Consider the following 16,430-nt stretch of genomic DNA (forward strand, 5'->3'; position numbering starts at 1 on the left):
TCGCAAGGACAGGACGATGACCGAATTGATAGTCGTAGTCACCATCACGCTGCTGGCCGTGATCAGCCCGGGCCCGGACTTCGCGATGGTCACGCGCAACAGCCTGATGCTGTCGCGCCGCTCGGGCGTGCTCACCGCGCTGGGTATCGGGCTGGGTGTGACGATTCACGTGAGCTACACGCTGCTGGGCGTCGGCCTGCTGATCCGGCAATCGCTGTGGCTCTTCAATGCCGTCAAGCTGATCGGCGCGATCTACCTCGTCTACCTCGGCGTGAAGATGCTCATGACGAAGGCCGGCAACGGGCAGGCCGACGCTCCGGCCGCACCGCTGTCGGACCTGGCCGCGCTGCGCACCGGCTTCCTGACCAATGCGCTGAACCCCAAGACCACGGTGTTCATCGTCAGCCTGTTCATGCAGGCCGTGCGGCCCGACACACCGTTGATCGTGCAGATCGGCTACGGTGCATTCATCGCGCTGGCGCACGCCGGCTGGTTCAGTCTGGTGGCCGTGTGCTTCTCCGCGACGGCCGTCCGCGATCGCCTGCTGTCGCTGCGGCACTGGATCGACCGCACTTTCGGATGCCTGCTCGTCGGCTTCGGCGTCGCGCTCGCCATCGCGCGCGGCGGGCGCTGATCCGGGCATCCGCGCCGCACGCCGACACAAGCGCCGGGAGCACACCGTCGACGCGCCGGCGCACCGGATACGCTGCGCGGCAGCGTCAGAACCCACGCGCGATCGATCGGGCTTCGTCGATCGCGCGGCTGCGATCGACCTTTCCGTCGGCACCGAACAACGTACGCTCGACGACGATGCCGGTGACGTCCGTCACGCCCACGAACCTGAGCCAGGTTTCCATGTACGGGCGCTGAAGATCGAACTCTGCGGCCGGCGTAAACGAACCCGGCGACTGATAACCGAGCCCGCGCGCGTAGACCACGGCCGCCTTTTTCCCGGCCAGCTTGCCGGCGAAGCCCGTGTCGTCGAACGTGAACAGCACGTCCTTCTGCGAGATCGCATCGATCAGGTGCTTGAGCTTGTACGGAATGCTGAAATTCCACAGCGGCACGCCGAACAGGAGCTTGTCCGCTGCGTGGAACGGCGCTGCGAGCTGCTCGATCCGCTGCCATGCCGCTGCCTGCGACGGTGTCAACGCGGTGCCGCTCAGCCCCGCATATTTCGCGGCCAGCGCGTCTTCGTCGAATTCGGGCATCGCCAGATCCCACACGTCGAGCTTCCGTATTTCATGATCGGGATGCGCGTGCCGGTACGCGTCGAGAAACGCATTGCACACTTCGATGGATGCGGAATATGCCTTGTTGGGTGAGCCTTCGATATAGAGCACGCACGTCATGGAGCCGGTCCTTGCCAGGAGTGACGGCGACGCGCCGGATGCGCGGTCGCCCACTACGGTTCGCAGCGTATCGAGCCCGCTTATAATTTGGAAACGATATTAATTGATTGAATTAACCCGGATTTGTGATCAATGGAGAATCCTCTCGACACGGCGCTGCTTCAGACGTTCGTCGCGGTCGCCGACGTGCGGAGTTTCACCGGCGCCGGTCGCAGGCTGAATCTCAGCCAGTCCGCGGTCAGCGCCCAGATCGTTCGTCTCGAAGAACAGGTCGGCCAGGCGCTGCTCGTGCGCAATACGCGCAGCGTCACGCTCACCGCGCATGGCCTGACGCTGCTCGGTTACGCGCGCGCGATGCTCAATCTGAGCGGGGAAGCGAGGGCGCGGCTGGGAGCCGGCGACGCAGCCGATACCCGGCTGCGCATCGGCGCATCGGAGGATTTCGCGGAAGGCTGGCTGCCGGACGCGATGCGTCGCCACTCGGCCACGCGGCGCGGCTTGCGGCTGGATCTGACGGTCGACATCGGCGACAGCCTGTTTCGGCGGCATGCCGACGGCGAATTCGATCTCGTGATCGGCAGCCGGTGCGCGCACACGGATCAAGGCGCGACGTTGTGGCAAGAGCCGCTCGTCTGGGCATTTGCGCGCCACGAGCGGTTGCCGGAAGGCGAGGTGCCGCTCGCGTGCTTCCCCGATCCTTGCCCGTACCGGGGCGCCGCCCTCAAGGCGCTCGCGCTGGCCGACCTGCGCTACCGGATCGCATGCGAAAGCCCGAGCGTCGCCGGCATCCGGACATGCGTGCGCGCCGGCATCGCCATCGCGCCGGTACCGCGCAGCGCGATCGACGGCACGCTCCGGGAACTCGGCGTGGCCGACGGCTTGCCGGAACTGCCGGAAGTCGAATTCGTGCTGATGCACGACGCGCGGATGCCGGCCGCGGTCGAATTCGCCGCGACGATCTTCGACGAAGCCGCCGTTCGCACGGGAGCGGGCAAGCGCACTACGCCCTAGCAGGCATCGTGCGGCCGCGTTCAGCGCTTGGCGCTCAATCCCGCGCGCACGCCCACCGGCTCCCGGCTCCGCCCGAGCAGCGCCGCCAGCGAGAGATCCGCGAGCTTGCCGAACGGCGCGCGCAGCAGGCTCGGCAGGTTCCAGCGCCCCTGCACGAACACGCCCTTCGCGTGGCTCATCGCGCGGAATCCCTCGATGCCGTGATACGCACCCATCCCGCTCGGACCGACGCCGCCGAACGGCAAGTCTTCCTGCGCGACATGCAGGAGCGTGTTGTTGATGCCGACATTGCCCGACGTGGTGCGCTTGAGCAGCGACTCGCAGTCGCCGTCCTGCGCACCGAAGTAATACAGCACGAGCGGACGCGGACGCGCATTCACATAGTCGACGACTTCGTCGATCGTGCGATACGTGCGCACCGCCAGGATCGGCCCGAAGATTTCTTCCTGCATGACGGCCGTATCGTCGCCGGCGCCGACGATCAGCGTGGGGGCGAGCGTCCGCTTGCGGGTCGCCGCCTGCTGCGGGCTCACGCCCGCCTCGATCACGCGCGCGCCCTTGCTGCGCGCTTCGTCGACGAGCCCCTTCAGGCGGTCGTAATGCCGGTCGCTGACGATCGACGTGTAATCCGGGCTCGTCGGCCCGTCCGGATAGAAGCGCGAGACGGCCGCATGGTATTGCTCGACGAACGCGTCCAGGTCGTCTTCATGCACCAGCGCATAGTCGGGCGCCACGCAGGTCTGTCCGCCGTTCGACAGCTTGCCGAACACGATGCTCGACATCGTCCGGCCGTCGACATGCCCCCGCGCGACGATCGCCGGGCTCTTGCCGCCGAGTTCGAGCGTCACCGGCACCAGGTTCTCGCTGGCCGCCTTCATGACCTTGCGGCCCACCTGCGTGCTGCCGGTAAACAGCAGATGGTCGAACGGCAGGCCGCTGAAGGCCGCGCCGACTTCCGGGCCGCCGAGCACGACCGCGACTTCTTCGCTCGGGAAGGTCTCCGCGAGCATCCGGCGCATCACCTCGCTGGTGCGCGGCGTCAGTTCCGACGGCTTGAGCATCGCGCGATTGCCCGCGGCCAGCGCGGTCGCCAGCGGAATGAAGGTGAGCGAGAACGGGTAATTCCACGGCGCCATCACGCCGATCACACCCAACGGCTGGTACTCCACGTGAGCCTGCCCGGCCCGATAGAAAATCCCGACGTGCCGGCGCTGCGGCTTCGTGAAGCGGCGCAGGTTGCGCGTCAGGTAGTCGATCGCCTGGATCACGCCGACCAGTTCCATGATCGCGGTCTCGTGCCGCGAGCGATTCCCGAAATCGGCGCTGATCGCCTCCTCCACTTCGCGGCGATACGCCAGCACCACGGCGCGCAGCCGCGCGAGCCGGGCCTTGCGCTGCGGCAAGGTCGGCGGCCCCTCGCTGATGAACGCGTTGCGCTGGCGGGCCAGCAGCACCGCCGGGTCGAAGCTCGAGATGGGTTCTGCGGAAACGGCCATGGTGCACCTCACGAGGTTGCGTCGATGTAGACACTGTCAACTTGCATGCGGCGGATCATAGGGCCACAATGTGTCCCCTGTCAACATAGGAGCAACACGATGTCGTCGGATGAGGATGCGGACGCCGGGCAAAAGGCTTATCACCACGGGGATCTGCGTCGCGCGATCATCGAAACGGCGCTCGACACGCTGCAGGAGCAGCAGGGCTGGCAGTTCACGCTGCGCGAAATCGCGCGGCGCGCGAACGTCAGCCACTCGGCGCCGTACCGGCATTTCCCGGACAAGGCCGCGTTGCTGCACGAGCTCGCACTGATCGGCTTCGACCGCCTGCGCGACGAGCTCGCCGCGTCCATCGATCCCTCTGCGAGCGCACCGGACGTGCTGCTGGCGCTCGCGTATGCCCATCTCGCATTCGGGCAGCGCAACCCGGATCTCTATCGACTGATGTTTGCCGCGGATGCCGGGGAGCCCTCGGACATCCATCTCGATCCGCGCGTGCAGGCGCCTTTCCTGCTGGTCGTCGACATCCTGGAACACGGCCAGCGCGCCGGCACGATCCGCCCGCGCCCGGCGCTCGGCCAGGCAACCGCCTGCTGGGCGCATCTGCACGGCCTGACGATGCTGGCGATCGACAGGCGGCTGGTGCGCGAGAAGGTCGGCGATCACGCGATCGAAGATGCGCTGACAACCTTGCTGGACGGACTCATACTGCCCGCCAGCCTTGGGCAGGCAGCGAAGACGAAAACAAAGGCGAAAACGAAAGGGTCTTGACCTTCAACTTTGCTTGAAGGTTATGGTTCGCCTCGGCAGCGTATCGAGGCCATGGATATGTGTACTGCCATCCGACAATCCGGCGGCGGCCTCGCCGCCCTCCGCCGCATTCCCCGGCGGGACCCGCGACAGCAATCGTTTCGCATGGGTTGCACAATCGACCGACGCCGGTTTCGCCGCGATTTCGGCGATCAGCGACATGACCTGCGCCTTGCTGCGCGCCAGCCGCGCCTCCAGTGCCTCGATGTCCCGCACCTTGCGGTGCAGCGCCTCCAGCAACGAATCGCACGGCCACTGCGCGAGGCCGGCCGGAATCAGCGTGCGAATCTCGTCGAGGCTGAAATCCGCCTTCTGCGCGGCCGTGATCAGATCGAGCACCGTCTCCGCTTCCTGCGGATAGGAGCGGTAGCCGTTCGCTTCGCGCGCGACGAGCGTCAACAGACCGATGCGCTCGTAGAAGCGGATGCGCGAAGGAGTAAGGCCGGTGCGTGCCGCCAGTTCCCCGATCTTCATGTTCCGATACTCCTTCGCCGGATCGCATCCGGCCATCCGTCCCGTCGTGACTGCAGGTTGTCTCCTGAAATTGATTCGTTATCCGAGATTTATCGGCTTCCTGTCGCAGGGCCGACGGCGCGCGCACTCAAATCACGTCGAAACGCAGCCCCGCGTGGCGAACCAGGCGCTCGATGTAGCGCTCGTCGAACATCGTCGCGGGCGTCCAGAAGCCGCCGCCGCGGCCGGTCTTGACGCCGTCTCCGCTGTAATCCAGTGCGAGACCGATCGCGGCCTGGCCGAGCATCTTGCCGGTGGAGCCATAGCCCGGATCGCGGTCGCCGGTGACTTTCACGCGCAAAGTCCGCCCGTCGTCGGCACGACCGAAGAAACGCAAATCGTAGCGGCCGGCCAGCTGGGCGGCCGCGCTCGGCCCCTCGCCGGGCTTCGGCAGCAGGAAACGCTCCATCAGGCTGCGCACCGGATTGATGAGGACACCGACCATGAACGCGCCGAGGCCGGCCACCATCGTCAGCGCCGTCAGGCGGCCCTTGAGGCCCGTGCCCGTCATCACCGCTTCGTCATACGTGAAGCGGCTGCCGTACGCGTTGCCGGCCAGCGCATTGGAGCGGTGCACGACACGCTCGTTGATCGCCGCCATCACGAATGGCGCGATCCACGCGTCGAAGTCGCGATCGAACGCCGCGGATCGCACCGCATGCTGGCGTACCGTGAAGCCGTGCCCCTTCGGGCACAGTGAATAAGGATCGAGCAGCTCCCTGCGCAACGCGGGATCGGCGGCCGCTTCGCGGACGACGTTGATCACGCTCGCCACCGTGCCGCCCGACGCGCCGCCCTTCAGCGTCCTGACGCGCATCTTCACCTGCGCGGCCGGCACGCCCCACCGCTGCCGCGCCTGCTGCTGCAGGAAGAACACGCCCATGTCCGACGGCACCGAATCGAAGCCGCAGCAATGGACGATGCGCGCGCCGGATTGCCGCGCCGCCGGTTCGTACCTGTCGATCATCCGTTTGATCCACTGTGTTTCGCCGGTGAGGTCGCAGTAGTCGGTACCGGTTTCCGCGCAGACCTTGACCAGCGGCTCCCCGTAAAGCGCATAGGGGCCGACGGTGGACACGACCACGCGCGTCTGCGCGCAAAGTGCTCGAAGCTGCGCTTCGTCGGCCGCATCGGCAACGATGATCGGCACCGACTGCCCGGCCGCACCCAGCGTATCCCTGACCTGCCCGAGCTTCGCTTCGGAGCGGCCGGCGATGGCCCAGCGCAGCGTCTCGCCGGAGCCCGACAGGTACTCGGACAGGTAACGGGCCAGGATCTGCCCGACGAAACTGGTGGCGCCAAATACGACGAGATCGTGGGTCGGCCGGGTCATGGGCGGTTCCTCATGGGCGATTCCTTCGGCGCGGGGGTGCCGCGAACGGATGTGGCGTCAGCGTTGCTTTCCGGGTGCATCGAAGGCCTTCAACGGGGTCGGCAGGTTCAGGACCAGTTGCGCGTCCTTCACCACGTCGAGACGCAGGATGGTGGACGCGCCCAGCCCGTCGAGCAACTGGCTCAACGGACCGCCGTGCCGCACGAGCTCGACGTTGCGCGGCAACAGGCGCTGGGCGAACGATAGCGCATTCGTCTGCACCGATGTCTGGTGCCATTCGCCGTCGATGCGATTGATCATCGTCGTCGAGCCCATGTGCGACTGCGATGCGACGTGGGTCAGTGCCGGCAGCGGCACGCTCAGGCTCAGGTCCGGCCGGCCGCCCGGGCCGGCGATGCGGGCGCGGGCGGTGGTGCCGAGGTGCACGTCGATGTCGGCGAGCCACTTGGGCAACTGATAACCGTGCACGCCGCGCACTCGCGCGATTTCCGTGGTGACCGGCAGCGCCAGCACATGCGCGAAGAAGCTCCGGCGCCGCATCGAATCGATCAGCTCGCGCGCGTGCGACCCTGTCGCGCCGGGCCGGCGGATAACCACCGCGACGGACACTTCGTCATACGGATCGTTGTCGCACACCGAATACGAGAAGAAGGTCAGCGCGACCAGCCCGTACCCGGGCAGCGCACGCAGCGGTTCGAGCGGCACCGGCAGCGTGGTCCGCAGGCGTTCGAGCGGCGCAAGGAACAGCAGCTGGATGCTGCTGGAACGGTAGTAGAAATTCGGTGCCCAGGTCGGGCCGACCCGCGAAGCGACCTGACGCTTCGGAATCCGACGGAAAAAATCGATGTTCCCCGCGGCGGGATCGCGCGCCACCTCGTCGAGGTCGGGATTCATCCGGAACCGGTCGTAGTACCCGCCTTCGGGCACGTCGACCGTGTGCGGCCCGAATTCGACCTGTGTAAACCGCCTGTCCATGTTCGTCGCCTCTCGTCGATGATCGACCGTGGCAGGCAACACCCGAAGCCCGCTGACTCACCGCCGTCAGCAAGCACTCTAGGATTGAAGTCAACTTTAAGGTCAAGGACCGGAATAGAGGGGCGCGTCGGATCGCGTCGGGACGGCCGCCCCGTTCTACGGCTACAACCGCGACGGTGCCGGACCGTCGCAAGGCGTCATCCGGAACGGGTGGCGGCAGGGCATGATGAGCAGCGCGAAGGCCCACTACGACGGCATCGTCGCGTTCTCGCAGACCGACTTCACCGAAGACCTGAAAAGCACCACGATTCCCGTTCCCGTGACGCATGGCGACGACGACCAGATCGTCCCGGATGCCGATTCCGGTCTCCTGTCGGCGAAGCTGGCGAGGAACAGCATGCTGAAGACGTACAAGGGCTTCCCGCACGGCATGCCCACGTCCAACGCCGACACGATCAACGCCGACCTGCTCGCGTTCATCCGCGGCTGAACACGGAAAGCGCCAACGCGGCCTTCAGCGGCAATCGTCGCCGAAGGCCGTCGTCCCGTGTCTTTCCGCTCCCGACAGCAGCGAGTCGAGTCCGCGAAGAAAATCGGGAACCGCCTCTCCGATCGAGGCGAAATACGCGGCCATCGCGCCGGCGACCTTGCGCACGGCGGGACGTGCGGTCATCCGCTCACGCCAGGCGAGCAGGCGCGGCGTTTCATCCGTCATCGGTGCGCCCTTGCGCGCACCGAACAACTGCGCCATGTAGAACGCGATGTCGGCGTACGAATACGCGCCGGCCAGAAACTCGCGATCCGCCAGTTCGCGCTCCATGCGCCGATAGTACCGGGCCGCTTCGTCACGCGCGGCCGGATCATATCTCGTCTGCAAATTCGTCGAGAAAACGCTGCAACCGGTCGCGACGAACGATCGCCATCCGGGTACCGGTGGCGGTCTGGAAACCGGTTGAAAGCCTCAGCAGTTTCGTGCGGAAGTGATCGATCGCGAAACGCGTGTCGTCGAGTTCCCGTTCCGATGCGTGCGGATCGGCCGGGTCGTACAGCGCGCTGCCCATCCGGCCCGCGACATAAAAGCACCGCGCGACGCCCACCATGCCGATCGCATCGAGCCGGTCGGCGTCCTGCAACACCTTTGCTTCGAGCGTCGTCGGCACGACACAGGCCGAGAAGCTGTGCGCCTCGACCGCGTGAGCAACGGCGTCGATCTTCGCGTCCGGCCAATCCAGCGACTTCAGCACCTGCCGGGCCTTTTGCGCCGACAGCCGCGATGCCTGCGCGCGAAGCGGAGAATCTTTCTCCACCGCCACGCAGTCGTGCAGCAATGTCGCCGCGAACAGCACCTCGGCATCGCCGCCTTCCTTCGCGTGGATCGCGGCCGCGTTCTTCCACACGCGTTGCAGATGCGAAGTGTCGTGGGAACCGTCGCCGTCGGCGCCGCTCCAGTGAGCCAGCAGGGCCTTGGCCAGATCCTGAAAGGGTGCGAACGCAGGGAGGGTCATGAGGGGCGGCAGTCGAGGTCGGGATGCCGATTATCGCCGCAAGTGCCGCACGGCACACGATCGACAACCCGATCCGCCGTTGATCCCGGCGCCTGCGCGTCGAACGCAGTGCCGGGTTCGCCACACGATCGTATGGATGCATCAGACCGCGGCGGCTCGCTCAGTCATCGCCGGGCGAAGCAGCCACGATCGTAACGGATTCAATTCCACGCATGGCGCGCCGGGCGCACACCGTTCAGGTAGTAGTTGCCGACGAGGTGATATTTCCAGCGCACCGGATCGTGCAGCGTATGCGTGCGTGCATTGCGCCAGTGCCGGTCGAGGTTGTGCTCGGAAAGCGTCGCCTGCGTGCCGGCCAGCTCGAACAGCTTCTCGCCCGCGAGCAGCGCGATCTCCGTCGTCAGCACCTTCGCCTCGCCCACCGCCACCGACGCGCGCGCGACGTCGTCCTCGGTCACGTCGCCGCGCGCCGCGATCTCGTCGAGCGTGCGCGCCGCGCGCTCGAGCAACGCCTCCGCCGCATGCAGCTGAATGTGCAGATGGCCGATCTCGCGGATCGTCAACGGATCGTCCGCCGCGCGCTCGACGCCGCTGTCGACCCACGGCCGCGTGCGTGTGCGCACGAACGCCAGCGTATCGTCGAGCGCGGCCCTGGCGATGCCCGCGTCGATCGCGGCCTGGATGATCTGCGACAGCGGGCCGTTCAGCGTCGGCAGGTCCGACACGCGTTGCGCCGGCAGCACGTGCGACGCTGGCACGCGCACGTTGTCGAGCACGACCGTGCCGCTCGCGGTGGTCCGCTGCCCGAATCCCGACCAGTCGTCGATCACGGTCAGCCCCGGCGCCGGCTGGCGGATGTAGGCGAGCCACGCGCGGCGCTCGTCGTCGAGGCCGAGCACCGGCACGTAATGCGCGAACAGCGCCCCGGTCGAATAGAACTTGGTGCCGTCGACGACGTAATCGTCGCCGTCCCGGCGCACGCGCGTCTTCAGGTCGAGCACGTGTTTCGTGCCCTTCTCCGAAAAGCCGTTGCCGAACCGCTTGCCGCTCAGCACTTCCGAGAAGAAGAGGCGCTTCTGCGCGTCGGTGCCGGTCAGCGCGATCACGTCGACCAGCCCGAAATGATTCTGCGGCAACTGCCCGAGCGACGGATCGGCCGCCGCGACGATCTTCACCACCTCCGTCAGCGTCACATGCGAGACGCCCGCACCGCCATAAGCCTTCGGCACCGTGATGGCCCACAGCCCCGACTGCGAGAACCATTCGATCTCGTCGCGCGGTAACCGGCGCTCCCGGTCGCGCTCGGCCGCGCCTTGCGCGAGCCGTTGCGCAAGCGCATGCGCGGCCGCGATGGCCTGTGCGTCGTCGGCGATCACGCTGGCCGCCTGCGGTTGCGTATCGGCCGGTCGTTCCTGGATCGTGGCGCTCGTCTCTGACATCGGGCTCTCCTGCTGGTTGACGGAAACGTTCAATCTAGCAGCGCCCCGAGCGCCGGCAAACCGAGCGATTCGCACAACGATATTCCTTCGAACGGCAAACGATGCGGCACGCCGCGCGCAAAAAACCGCGCGTCAGCAGCGATATCGACACCCCGGCATCGATGCCACGGCGCGTCGCCCGCGTAATGCCCGGCAGCGATAAGGATGTACGAATCCGTTATTGGATCGTCCGCATCGTGCTTCCTATACTGGCCTGCCGGCATCGACGGCCCCCGCCTTTCAAGGATCACCGCATGACTTCATCTCCCGCCGCAACCGAACTTTCCACCGGCACCGACTATGACGCGCTTGCCAGCCGCTTCAGGCCGATCTTCGAACGCATCGCGGCCGGCACCGCGGAACGCGAACGCCGCCGCGAACTGCCGCACGAGGCGATCGGCTGGCTGAAGGCCGCCGGCTTCGGCGCCGTCCGGCTGCCCGTGCGCGACGGCGGCGCCGGCGCATCGCTGCCGCAGCTGTTCCGGCTGCTGACCGAGCTCGCTGCCGCCGATTCCAACCTGCCGCAGGCCTTGCGCGGGCACTTCGCGTTCGTCGAGGACTGGCTGAACGCGCCGCCCGGCGCCGATCGCCAGACGTGGTTCGACCGCTTCGCGAGCGGCCAGCTCGTCGGCAATGCATGGACCGAGACCGGCGACGTGTCGCTCGGCCAGACCATCACGAAGGTGTCGGAAAAGAACGGCCGGCTCGTGCTGAACGGCCGGAAGTTCTACAGCACCGGCAGCCTGTTTGCCGACTGGATCGACGTGTTCGCGCAACGCGCGAGCGACGGCAGCGACGTGATCGTCGCCGTCGCGACCGCGCAGCCCGGCGTGATCCGCGAAGACGACTGGGACGGCTTCGGCCAGACGACGACCGGCAGCGGCACCACGCGCTTCGAGGACGCGACGGTCGACGCACGGGACGTGATCGACTTCGCGCGACGCTTCAAGTACCAGACCGCGTTCTACCAGCTCTTCCACGTCGCGACGCTGGCCGGCATCGGCCACGCGATCGTGCGCGACGCCGGCGAGCTGGTGCGCCACCGCACCCGCGTGTACAGCCACGGCAACGCGCCGCGTGCGGGCGACGACGCGCAGCTGCAGCAGGTGGTCGGCGAGATCGCGTCGTGGGCCTACGCGGCCGACGCGCTCGCGCAGCGCGCCGCGCAGCCGCTGCAACGGGCCTACGAAGCGCACTTCGGCGGCGACGCGGCGGCCGAGCACGATGCGAACGTCGCGGCCGAGATCGAATCCGCGCAGAGCCAGCTCGTCGTGTCGGAACTCGTATTGCGTGCGGCGACGCACCTGTTCGACGCACTCGGGGCGTCCGCCACCCGCAGCACGACGGCGCTCGACCGCCACTGGCGCAACGCGCGCACCGTGTCGTCGCACAATCCGCTCGTCTACAAGGCGCGGATCGTCGGCGACTGGGTCATCAACGGGCGCACGCCGCCGTTCGTCTGGCAGGTCGGCAACGGCACGGGCGCGGGCACGCAAGCAGAAACCGGAGCCGCCCAATGAGCAAGACCGGCAAGACCATCCGCTTCAACGCGTTCGAGATGAACTGCGTCGGCCACCAGTCGCCCGGGCTGTGGGCCCATCCGCGCGACCGGTCGTGGCAGTACAAGGATCTCGACTACTGGACCGACCTCGCCCGCGTGCTCGAGCGCGGCATCTTCGACGCGATCTTCATCGCGGACGTGATCGGCTACTACGACGTCTACAAGGGCAGCAACTACCACGCGCTGCACCAGGCCGCGCAGATCCCAGTCAACGATCCGCTGCAGCTCGCCGCGCCGATCGCGATGGCGACCGAGCATCTCGGCATCGGCATCACCGCGTCGACGACGTTCGAACACCCGTACACGTTCGCGCGCCGGCTGTCGACCGCCGATCATCACACGAAGGGCCGGCTCGCGTGGAACATCGTCACGTCCTACCTCGAAAGCGGCGCGAAGAACATCGGTGACCACGGCCTGCGCACGCACGACGACCGTTATGCGGTCGCGGCCGAATACGTCGAGGTGCTGTACAAGCTGTTCGAAGGGAGCTGGGAAGACGGCGCGGTAGTGCGCGACCGCGACGGCCGCGTGTTCACGCATCCGGAGAAGGTGCACGAGATCGGCCACAAGGGCCGGTTCTTCGACGTGCCCGGCTACCACCTGTGCGAACCGTCGCCGCAACGCACGCCGGTGCTGTTCCAGGCCGGCGCGTCCGGCCCCGGCAAGGCGTTCGCCGCGCAGCATGCCGAATGCGTGTTCGTCGCCGCGCCGACCCGCGCGCAGCTCGCGCGCTACGTGGCCGACGTGCGCGCGCAGGCCACCGCCGCGGGGCGCGATGCGAGCAAGGTATTGATCTACAACCTCGTCACCGTGATCGTCGACGAAACCGACGAGAAGGCGCAGGCCAAGTTCGACGAATATCGCAAGTACGTGTCGTATGACGGCTCGCTGGTATTCATGTCCGGCTGGACCGGCATCGACTTCGGCCAGTACGCGCCGAACGATCCCGTCCGGCGCGTCGAGACGAATGCGATCGTATCGGCGGTCGAGCACCTGTCGGGCGGCGACACCACCTGGACGATCGAGGAACTGGCGGCCTGGGGCGGCATCGGCGGCCTGGGCCCGGTGTTCGTCGGCTCGGCGGCGACCGTCGCAAACATCCTGCAGGAATGGGTCGCCGCCACGGACGTGGACGGCTTCAACCTCGCGTATGCGGTCGCGCACGAAACCTTCGAGGACGTCGTGCGTCATCTCGTCCCCGAACTGCAGCGGCGCGGCGTGTATCCGACCGGCTATGCGCCGGGCACGCTGCGCGAGAAACTGTTCGGCGGATCGGCGCGGCTGCCGGACGAACATCCGGCCGCGCAGTTCCGCGACATCGAGCAGGTCAAGCGCGATGCCGAGCGGGTAGCGGCCTGAGCGGACGGCATCGCGGCGGCCGGTCGGCCCGTGTGCGGGCCGGCCGGCTTCGCGACAGGCAGCAATCGGTGCGTCGGGCCGCTCGCCCGACACCTCGCCCGATCGCTGCTCTCCCCCCCTCACTCTAAGAAGCCCGGTGCAGCACCGCTGCGCGTTCTGCCTGCGCACTCGCGCATCGACAGCAATGCAGATATCGCGGTAACGACGACGCGCGCACTGATGAAAGCGCGCGCGTTTTCCAGCCGACGAACGATCCCGACCGCCTTCACTCTGCGCCGTCGTCGTCGATGTCCCGCGCCGTCGGCTCATAACGCACGATCAGCAGGAACACGATCGGCGTCGCGGCGCTGATCGCGACGACCCAGAACATGTCCGTGCCGAGACGCGCCTGCAGGATCGGCAGCACGAACAGCGCCAGCGCCTGGCCGATGCCGCACAGCGACCGCCCGAAGCCGACACCGGTGCCGCGGATCGACGCCGGATACGACAGCGTCGGGTAGATCATCATCTGCGCGCCGGGCCCGAAACCTTCGGCGAACAGCCAGGTGCCGAGCATCAGCAGCACGAAGCCGATCGCGAGTGCGCCATGCGGATGCCCGGCCAGCGCGAGCGCCACGAGCGCGACGAACTGGAGCGCGAAACCGGCGATCGCGACATGGCGCGACGCATGGCGATGGGCCAGGCGCATGCCCAGCAAACCGCCGGTGAACGCAAACAGCACGTTCAGCGCCAGCGACGCCGCGATCGTTTCGAACACGCCCGCACCGAGAAACTGCGACAGGATCGACGGCAGGAAGAATGCGATCGCCGTGTATTCGAACGGGATGCACAGGTTCATCACGCTGGCGACGATCGTGCGCCCCAGGTACGGGCGCTGGAACAGCACGCGAATGCGCACGGGCGGCTGGCACGGCGCGCGCCGTGCGTCCTCCGCCTCGTGTGCGTGAATCCCGTACGACTCGCGCAGGATCCTCGCGGCGTTGGCCAGGTCGCCCTGGTTCGCGGCCCACAGCGGCGACTCGTTCATGAAGCGGTTCCTGAACAGGATGATGACGAGGGCCGGCACCGCGCCGAAGATCAGCGATGCGCGCCAGAGCCATCCCGCGTGCTCGGCAGGCAGCAGGAAATACAGCCCGAAGATCAACAGGAAGCACGCCGACGACGCCACGTACCACATCGGGCACCACGCGGCGAGCCGCGACGCCTTGTTGCCGCGACCGTTGAACTTCGAGAATTCCGCGAGAAACGCCATCGCGACGGGCAGGTCGATGCCGACACCGAGCCCCATCACGAAGCGCGCGGCGATCAGCACCCATACATTGGGCGCAAGACCGGCCGCGATCGCCGCGACCACGAAAAACAGCATGTCGGCCATGAACACCTGATAACGGCCGATCCTGTCGGTCAGCCATCCGCCGATCAGGCTGCCGAAGATCGTCCCGATCATGATCGCCGACCCGACCAGCCCGGTCAGCGCGGGCGTCAGGCCGAATTCGCGCGCCACGTCGTCGATCCCGTAGGACAGCGTCGTCAGGTCGTATGCATCGAGAAAGACGCCGCCGAGCGCCAGCAGCACGATCATCCGGGCATGGCTGACGGAGCTGTCCACCGTGTTGATCAGGCGCGCGACGTCGCTTGCCGAGCGAATGGGGGAGGAAGCCGGGGTGACGGCATTCAGGTCGATCGAACTCATCGCACTCCTTTGTTTTCCGCCGACGGGCCGGCGATGTCTGCATGAAGCCGGAAGTCGTGCGTGTTCAATCGCGGCCGGTAACGACCCTTCGCAACTGCACGCCTCTCGACACGCGACGCCGTCGAGCTCCAGCAGCAGGCATTCTGTTCTTCCGATCCGGTTCTCCCAAGCGATATAAACCGATAAATTAATCGACCCGCGTCATAAAGTTGCCCGCCGCCCGCGCTTAGCAGCAACGCGCATGTTCAATCGCGGATTTCTTCGTTACCGAAACCCCGCGGCTTCGCTACATTAGCCGGTCACCCTGCCTGTCCCCGGCTCGTTGCCGTTCTTCCGGAGAATCCCCGATGAAGCTGTCCTGGTCCCGCGCATGGCAATCCGCGGCCCTCGTCATTGCCGCGTTCGCCGGCCTCGTCTCGGTGCACGCACGCGCGGCGACGCCCGCGGAAATCCGCGTCGACTACGCGTACTACTCGCCGGAGAGCCTGGTGATCCGCCACTTCGGCTGGCTCGAGGACGAATTCAAGGCCGACCGCACGTCGATTCGCTGGGTGCTGAGCCTGGGCAGCAATCGCGCCCTCGAATACCTGAACAGCGGCGCGGTCGACTTCGGTTCCGCCGCGGGTCTCGCGTCGGTGCTCGCACGCGCGAACGGCAACCCGATTCATACCGTCTACGTGTTCTCGCGCCCCGAGTGGACCGCGCTCGTGGTCCGCAAGGATTCGCCGATCCGCTCGCTCGCGGACCTGAAGGGCAAGAAAATCGCCGCGACGCGCGGCACCGATCCGTTCCTGTTCACGCTGCGCGCGCTGCACACGGTCGGCCTGACCCGCGACGACGTCGAGATCGTCAACCTGCAGCATCCCGACGGGCGCACCGCGCTCGCGAACGGCCAGGTCGATGCGTGGGCCGGGCTCGATCCGCACATGGCCGCGGCGCAGCTCGACGACGGCGCCCGCCTGCTCTACCGCAATGTCGCGTTCAACACCTACGGTTTCCTGAACGTCCGCGACGCGTTCGCCAGCCAGTACCCGCAAGCGGTCACGCGCGTACTGAAGGTCTACGATCGCGCGCGGCAGTGGATCGTCGCGCATCCGGCCGACACCGCGCAGATCGTCGCCGACGAATCGAAGGTGTCGCTGCCGGTGGCGAAACTGCAGCTTCAGCGCAACGACTTCAGCGACCCCGTACCCGGCGAAACGCAGCGCGCGGCACTGAAGGCGGCCGCGCCGGTGCTGACGGCCGAGCAGTTGACCAAACCCGGTGTCGATCCCGCGAAGATCGTCGATACGCTGATCGATCCGGCGTTCGTGCGCCCGCTCGTCGCCGCTTCGCGCTGAGCCT

15 protein-coding genes and 1 pseudogene are annotated in these 16,430 nt (G+C 67.0%); 7 read left to right on the forward strand and 9 right to left on the reverse strand.

Translation table 11 applies throughout. From position 1 onward, the window contains the following. Positions 1-16 precede the first annotated feature (16 nt). The gene (locus ACTJLD_RS28960) at positions 17-634 is read left to right on the forward strand and encodes a LysE family translocator (protein ID WP_124535862.1); all 618 of its coding nucleotides are present in this window, start codon (positions 17-19) and stop codon (positions 632-634) included. Positions 635-719: 85 nt separating this feature from the next. Here ACTJLD_RS28960 and ACTJLD_RS28965 read toward each other — a convergent pair whose 3' ends face one another. Continuing rightward, complete coding sequence (locus tag ACTJLD_RS28965) at positions 720-1,352, reverse strand: FMN-dependent NADH-azoreductase (RefSeq protein ID WP_440660214.1); 633 nt, start codon at positions 1,350-1,352, stop codon at positions 720-722. Between the two features lie 132 nt (positions 1,353-1,484). Between ACTJLD_RS28965 and ACTJLD_RS28970 the strand changes: the two genes are divergently transcribed. Beyond that, positions 1,485-2,363, forward strand: a complete 879-nt coding sequence (locus ACTJLD_RS28970) for a LysR substrate-binding domain-containing protein (protein ID WP_060311526.1) — start codon at positions 1,485-1,487, stop codon at positions 2,361-2,363. Positions 2,364-2,383: 20 nt separating this feature from the next. Here ACTJLD_RS28970 and ACTJLD_RS28975 read toward each other — a convergent pair whose 3' ends face one another. After that, positions 2,384-3,859 carry a coniferyl aldehyde dehydrogenase gene (locus ACTJLD_RS28975; RefSeq protein WP_440660216.1) on the reverse strand — a complete coding sequence of 492 codons (1,476 nt, stop codon included), beginning with the start codon at positions 3,857-3,859 and terminating at the stop codon, positions 2,384-2,386. Positions 3,860-3,904: 45 nt separating this feature from the next. Between ACTJLD_RS28975 and ACTJLD_RS28980 the strand changes: the two genes are divergently transcribed. Then, positions 3,905-4,630, forward strand: coding sequence for a TetR/AcrR family transcriptional regulator (locus tag ACTJLD_RS28980; RefSeq protein WP_247873522.1), 726 nt, complete (start codon positions 3,905-3,907; stop codon positions 4,628-4,630). A 3-nt stretch (positions 4,631-4,633) separates the two neighbouring features. Here the strand turns inward: ACTJLD_RS28980 and ACTJLD_RS28985 are convergent, their stop codons facing one another. The 3 genes from ACTJLD_RS28985 to ACTJLD_RS28995 all read right to left on the reverse strand — a co-directional run bounded on the left by ACTJLD_RS28985 (position 4,634) and on the right by ACTJLD_RS28995 (position 7,490). Next, positions 4,634-5,143 (reverse strand): MerR family transcriptional regulator, encoded by a 510-nt coding sequence (locus ACTJLD_RS28985; RefSeq protein ID WP_371141320.1) that lies wholly within the window; start codon positions 5,141-5,143, stop codon positions 4,634-4,636. A 127-nt stretch (positions 5,144-5,270) separates the two neighbouring features. After that, positions 5,271-6,515 carry a saccharopine dehydrogenase family protein gene (locus ACTJLD_RS28990; protein ID WP_440660217.1) on the reverse strand — a complete coding sequence of 415 codons (1,245 nt, stop codon included), beginning with the start codon at positions 6,513-6,515 and terminating at the stop codon, positions 5,271-5,273. 57 nt (positions 6,516-6,572) lie between these two features. Continuing rightward, on the reverse strand, positions 6,573-7,490 hold the full coding sequence (locus ACTJLD_RS28995) for an acetoacetate decarboxylase family protein (protein ID WP_119336670.1): 918 nt from the start codon (positions 7,488-7,490) through the stop codon (positions 6,573-6,575). 145 nt (positions 7,491-7,635) lie between these two features. Between ACTJLD_RS28995 and ACTJLD_RS29000 the strand changes: the two are divergent. Next, a pseudogene (locus ACTJLD_RS29000) lies at positions 7,636-7,980 on the forward strand (alpha/beta fold hydrolase); the annotation flags it as partial. Positions 7,981-8,004: 24 nt separating this feature from the next. Here the strand turns inward: ACTJLD_RS29000 and ACTJLD_RS29005 are convergent. From ACTJLD_RS29005 to ACTJLD_RS29015, 3 genes are all read right to left on the reverse strand, one after another. Continuing rightward, a complete protein-coding gene (locus ACTJLD_RS29005; RefSeq protein WP_440660219.1) occupies positions 8,005-8,367 on the reverse strand; it encodes a glutathione S-transferase family protein in 363 nt (120 codons plus the stop codon). Next, on the reverse strand, positions 8,351-8,995 hold the full coding sequence (locus ACTJLD_RS29010; RefSeq protein WP_440660221.1) for an HD domain-containing protein: 645 nt from the start codon (positions 8,993-8,995) through the stop codon (positions 8,351-8,353). Before ACTJLD_RS29010 ends, ACTJLD_RS29005 begins: the two co-directional genes overlap by 17 nt. 200 nt (positions 8,996-9,195) lie before the next feature. Then, complete coding sequence (locus tag ACTJLD_RS29015) at positions 9,196-10,434, reverse strand: SfnB family sulfur acquisition oxidoreductase (protein ID WP_034196241.1); 1,239 nt, start codon at positions 10,432-10,434, stop codon at positions 9,196-9,198. A gap of 293 nt (positions 10,435-10,727) precedes the next feature. On the opposite strand from ACTJLD_RS29015, the gene ACTJLD_RS29020 reads away from it, so the two are divergent. Beyond that, positions 10,728-11,993, forward strand: a complete 1,266-nt coding sequence (locus ACTJLD_RS29020) for an acyl-CoA dehydrogenase family protein (protein WP_440660223.1) — start codon at positions 10,728-10,730, stop codon at positions 11,991-11,993. Then, positions 11,990-13,393: an LLM class flavin-dependent oxidoreductase gene (locus ACTJLD_RS29025; protein WP_440660224.1), complete on the forward strand. Its 1,404-nt coding sequence runs from the start codon at positions 11,990-11,992 to the stop codon at positions 13,391-13,393. The genes ACTJLD_RS29020 and ACTJLD_RS29025 overlap by 4 nt, the downstream gene beginning before the upstream one ends. A gap of 265 nt (positions 13,394-13,658) precedes the next feature. Here ACTJLD_RS29025 and ACTJLD_RS29030 read toward each other — a convergent pair whose 3' ends face one another. Continuing rightward, on the reverse strand, positions 13,659-15,086 hold the full coding sequence (locus tag ACTJLD_RS29030) for an MFS transporter (protein ID WP_226151968.1): 1,428 nt from the start codon (positions 15,084-15,086) through the stop codon (positions 13,659-13,661). Between the two features lie 347 nt (positions 15,087-15,433). Between ACTJLD_RS29030 and ACTJLD_RS29035 the strand changes: the two genes are divergently transcribed. Beyond that, positions 15,434-16,426, forward strand: coding sequence for an aliphatic sulfonate ABC transporter substrate-binding protein (locus ACTJLD_RS29035; protein WP_440660226.1), 993 nt, complete (start codon positions 15,434-15,436; stop codon positions 16,424-16,426). The last annotated feature ends 4 nt before the right edge of the window (positions 16,427-16,430 follow it).

Origin of the sequence: Burkholderia sp. 22088 (assembly GCF_052045915.1) — a bacterium.
GTDB classification, from domain to species: domain Bacteria; phylum Pseudomonadota; class Gammaproteobacteria; order Burkholderiales; family Burkholderiaceae; genus Burkholderia; species Burkholderia cepacia.

Coding starts and splice junctions, on each gene's coding strand:
- ACTJLD_RS28960 (WP_124535862.1), top strand. CDS start 17: ATGACCGAATTGATAGTCGTAGTCACCATCACGCTGCTGGCCGTGATC.
- ACTJLD_RS28965 (WP_440660214.1), bottom strand. CDS start 1,352: ATGACGTGCGTGCTCTATATCGAAGGCTCACCCAACAAGGCATATTCC.
- ACTJLD_RS28970 (WP_060311526.1), top strand. CDS start 1,485: ATGGAGAATCCTCTCGACACGGCGCTGCTTCAGACGTTCGTCGCGGTC.
- ACTJLD_RS28975 (WP_440660216.1), bottom strand. CDS start 3,859: ATGGCCGTTTCCGCAGAACCCATCTCGAGCTTCGACCCGGCGGTGCTG.
- ACTJLD_RS28980 (WP_247873522.1), top strand. CDS start 3,905: ATGCGGCGGATCATAGGGCCACAATGTGTCCCCTGTCAACATAGGAGC.
- ACTJLD_RS28985 (WP_371141320.1), bottom strand. CDS start 5,143: ATGAAGATCGGGGAACTGGCGGCACGCACCGGCCTTACTCCTTCGCGC.
- ACTJLD_RS28990 (WP_440660217.1), bottom strand. CDS start 6,515: ATGACCCGGCCGACCCACGATCTCGTCGTATTTGGCGCCACCAGTTTC.
- ACTJLD_RS28995 (WP_119336670.1), bottom strand. CDS start 7,490: ATGGACAGGCGGTTTACACAGGTCGAATTCGGGCCGCACACGGTCGAC.
- ACTJLD_RS29010 (WP_440660221.1), bottom strand. CDS start 8,995: ATGACCCTCCCTGCGTTCGCACCCTTTCAGGATCTGGCCAAGGCCCTG.
- ACTJLD_RS29015 (WP_034196241.1), bottom strand. CDS start 10,434: ATGTCAGAGACGAGCGCCACGATCCAGGAACGACCGGCCGATACGCAA.
- ACTJLD_RS29020 (WP_440660223.1), top strand. CDS start 10,728: ATGACTTCATCTCCCGCCGCAACCGAACTTTCCACCGGCACCGACTAT.
- ACTJLD_RS29025 (WP_440660224.1), top strand. CDS start 11,990: ATGAGCAAGACCGGCAAGACCATCCGCTTCAACGCGTTCGAGATGAAC.
- ACTJLD_RS29030 (WP_226151968.1), bottom strand. CDS start 15,086: ATGAGTTCGATCGACCTGAATGCCGTCACCCCGGCTTCCTCCCCCATT.
- ACTJLD_RS29035 (WP_440660226.1), top strand. CDS start 15,434: ATGAAGCTGTCCTGGTCCCGCGCATGGCAATCCGCGGCCCTCGTCATT.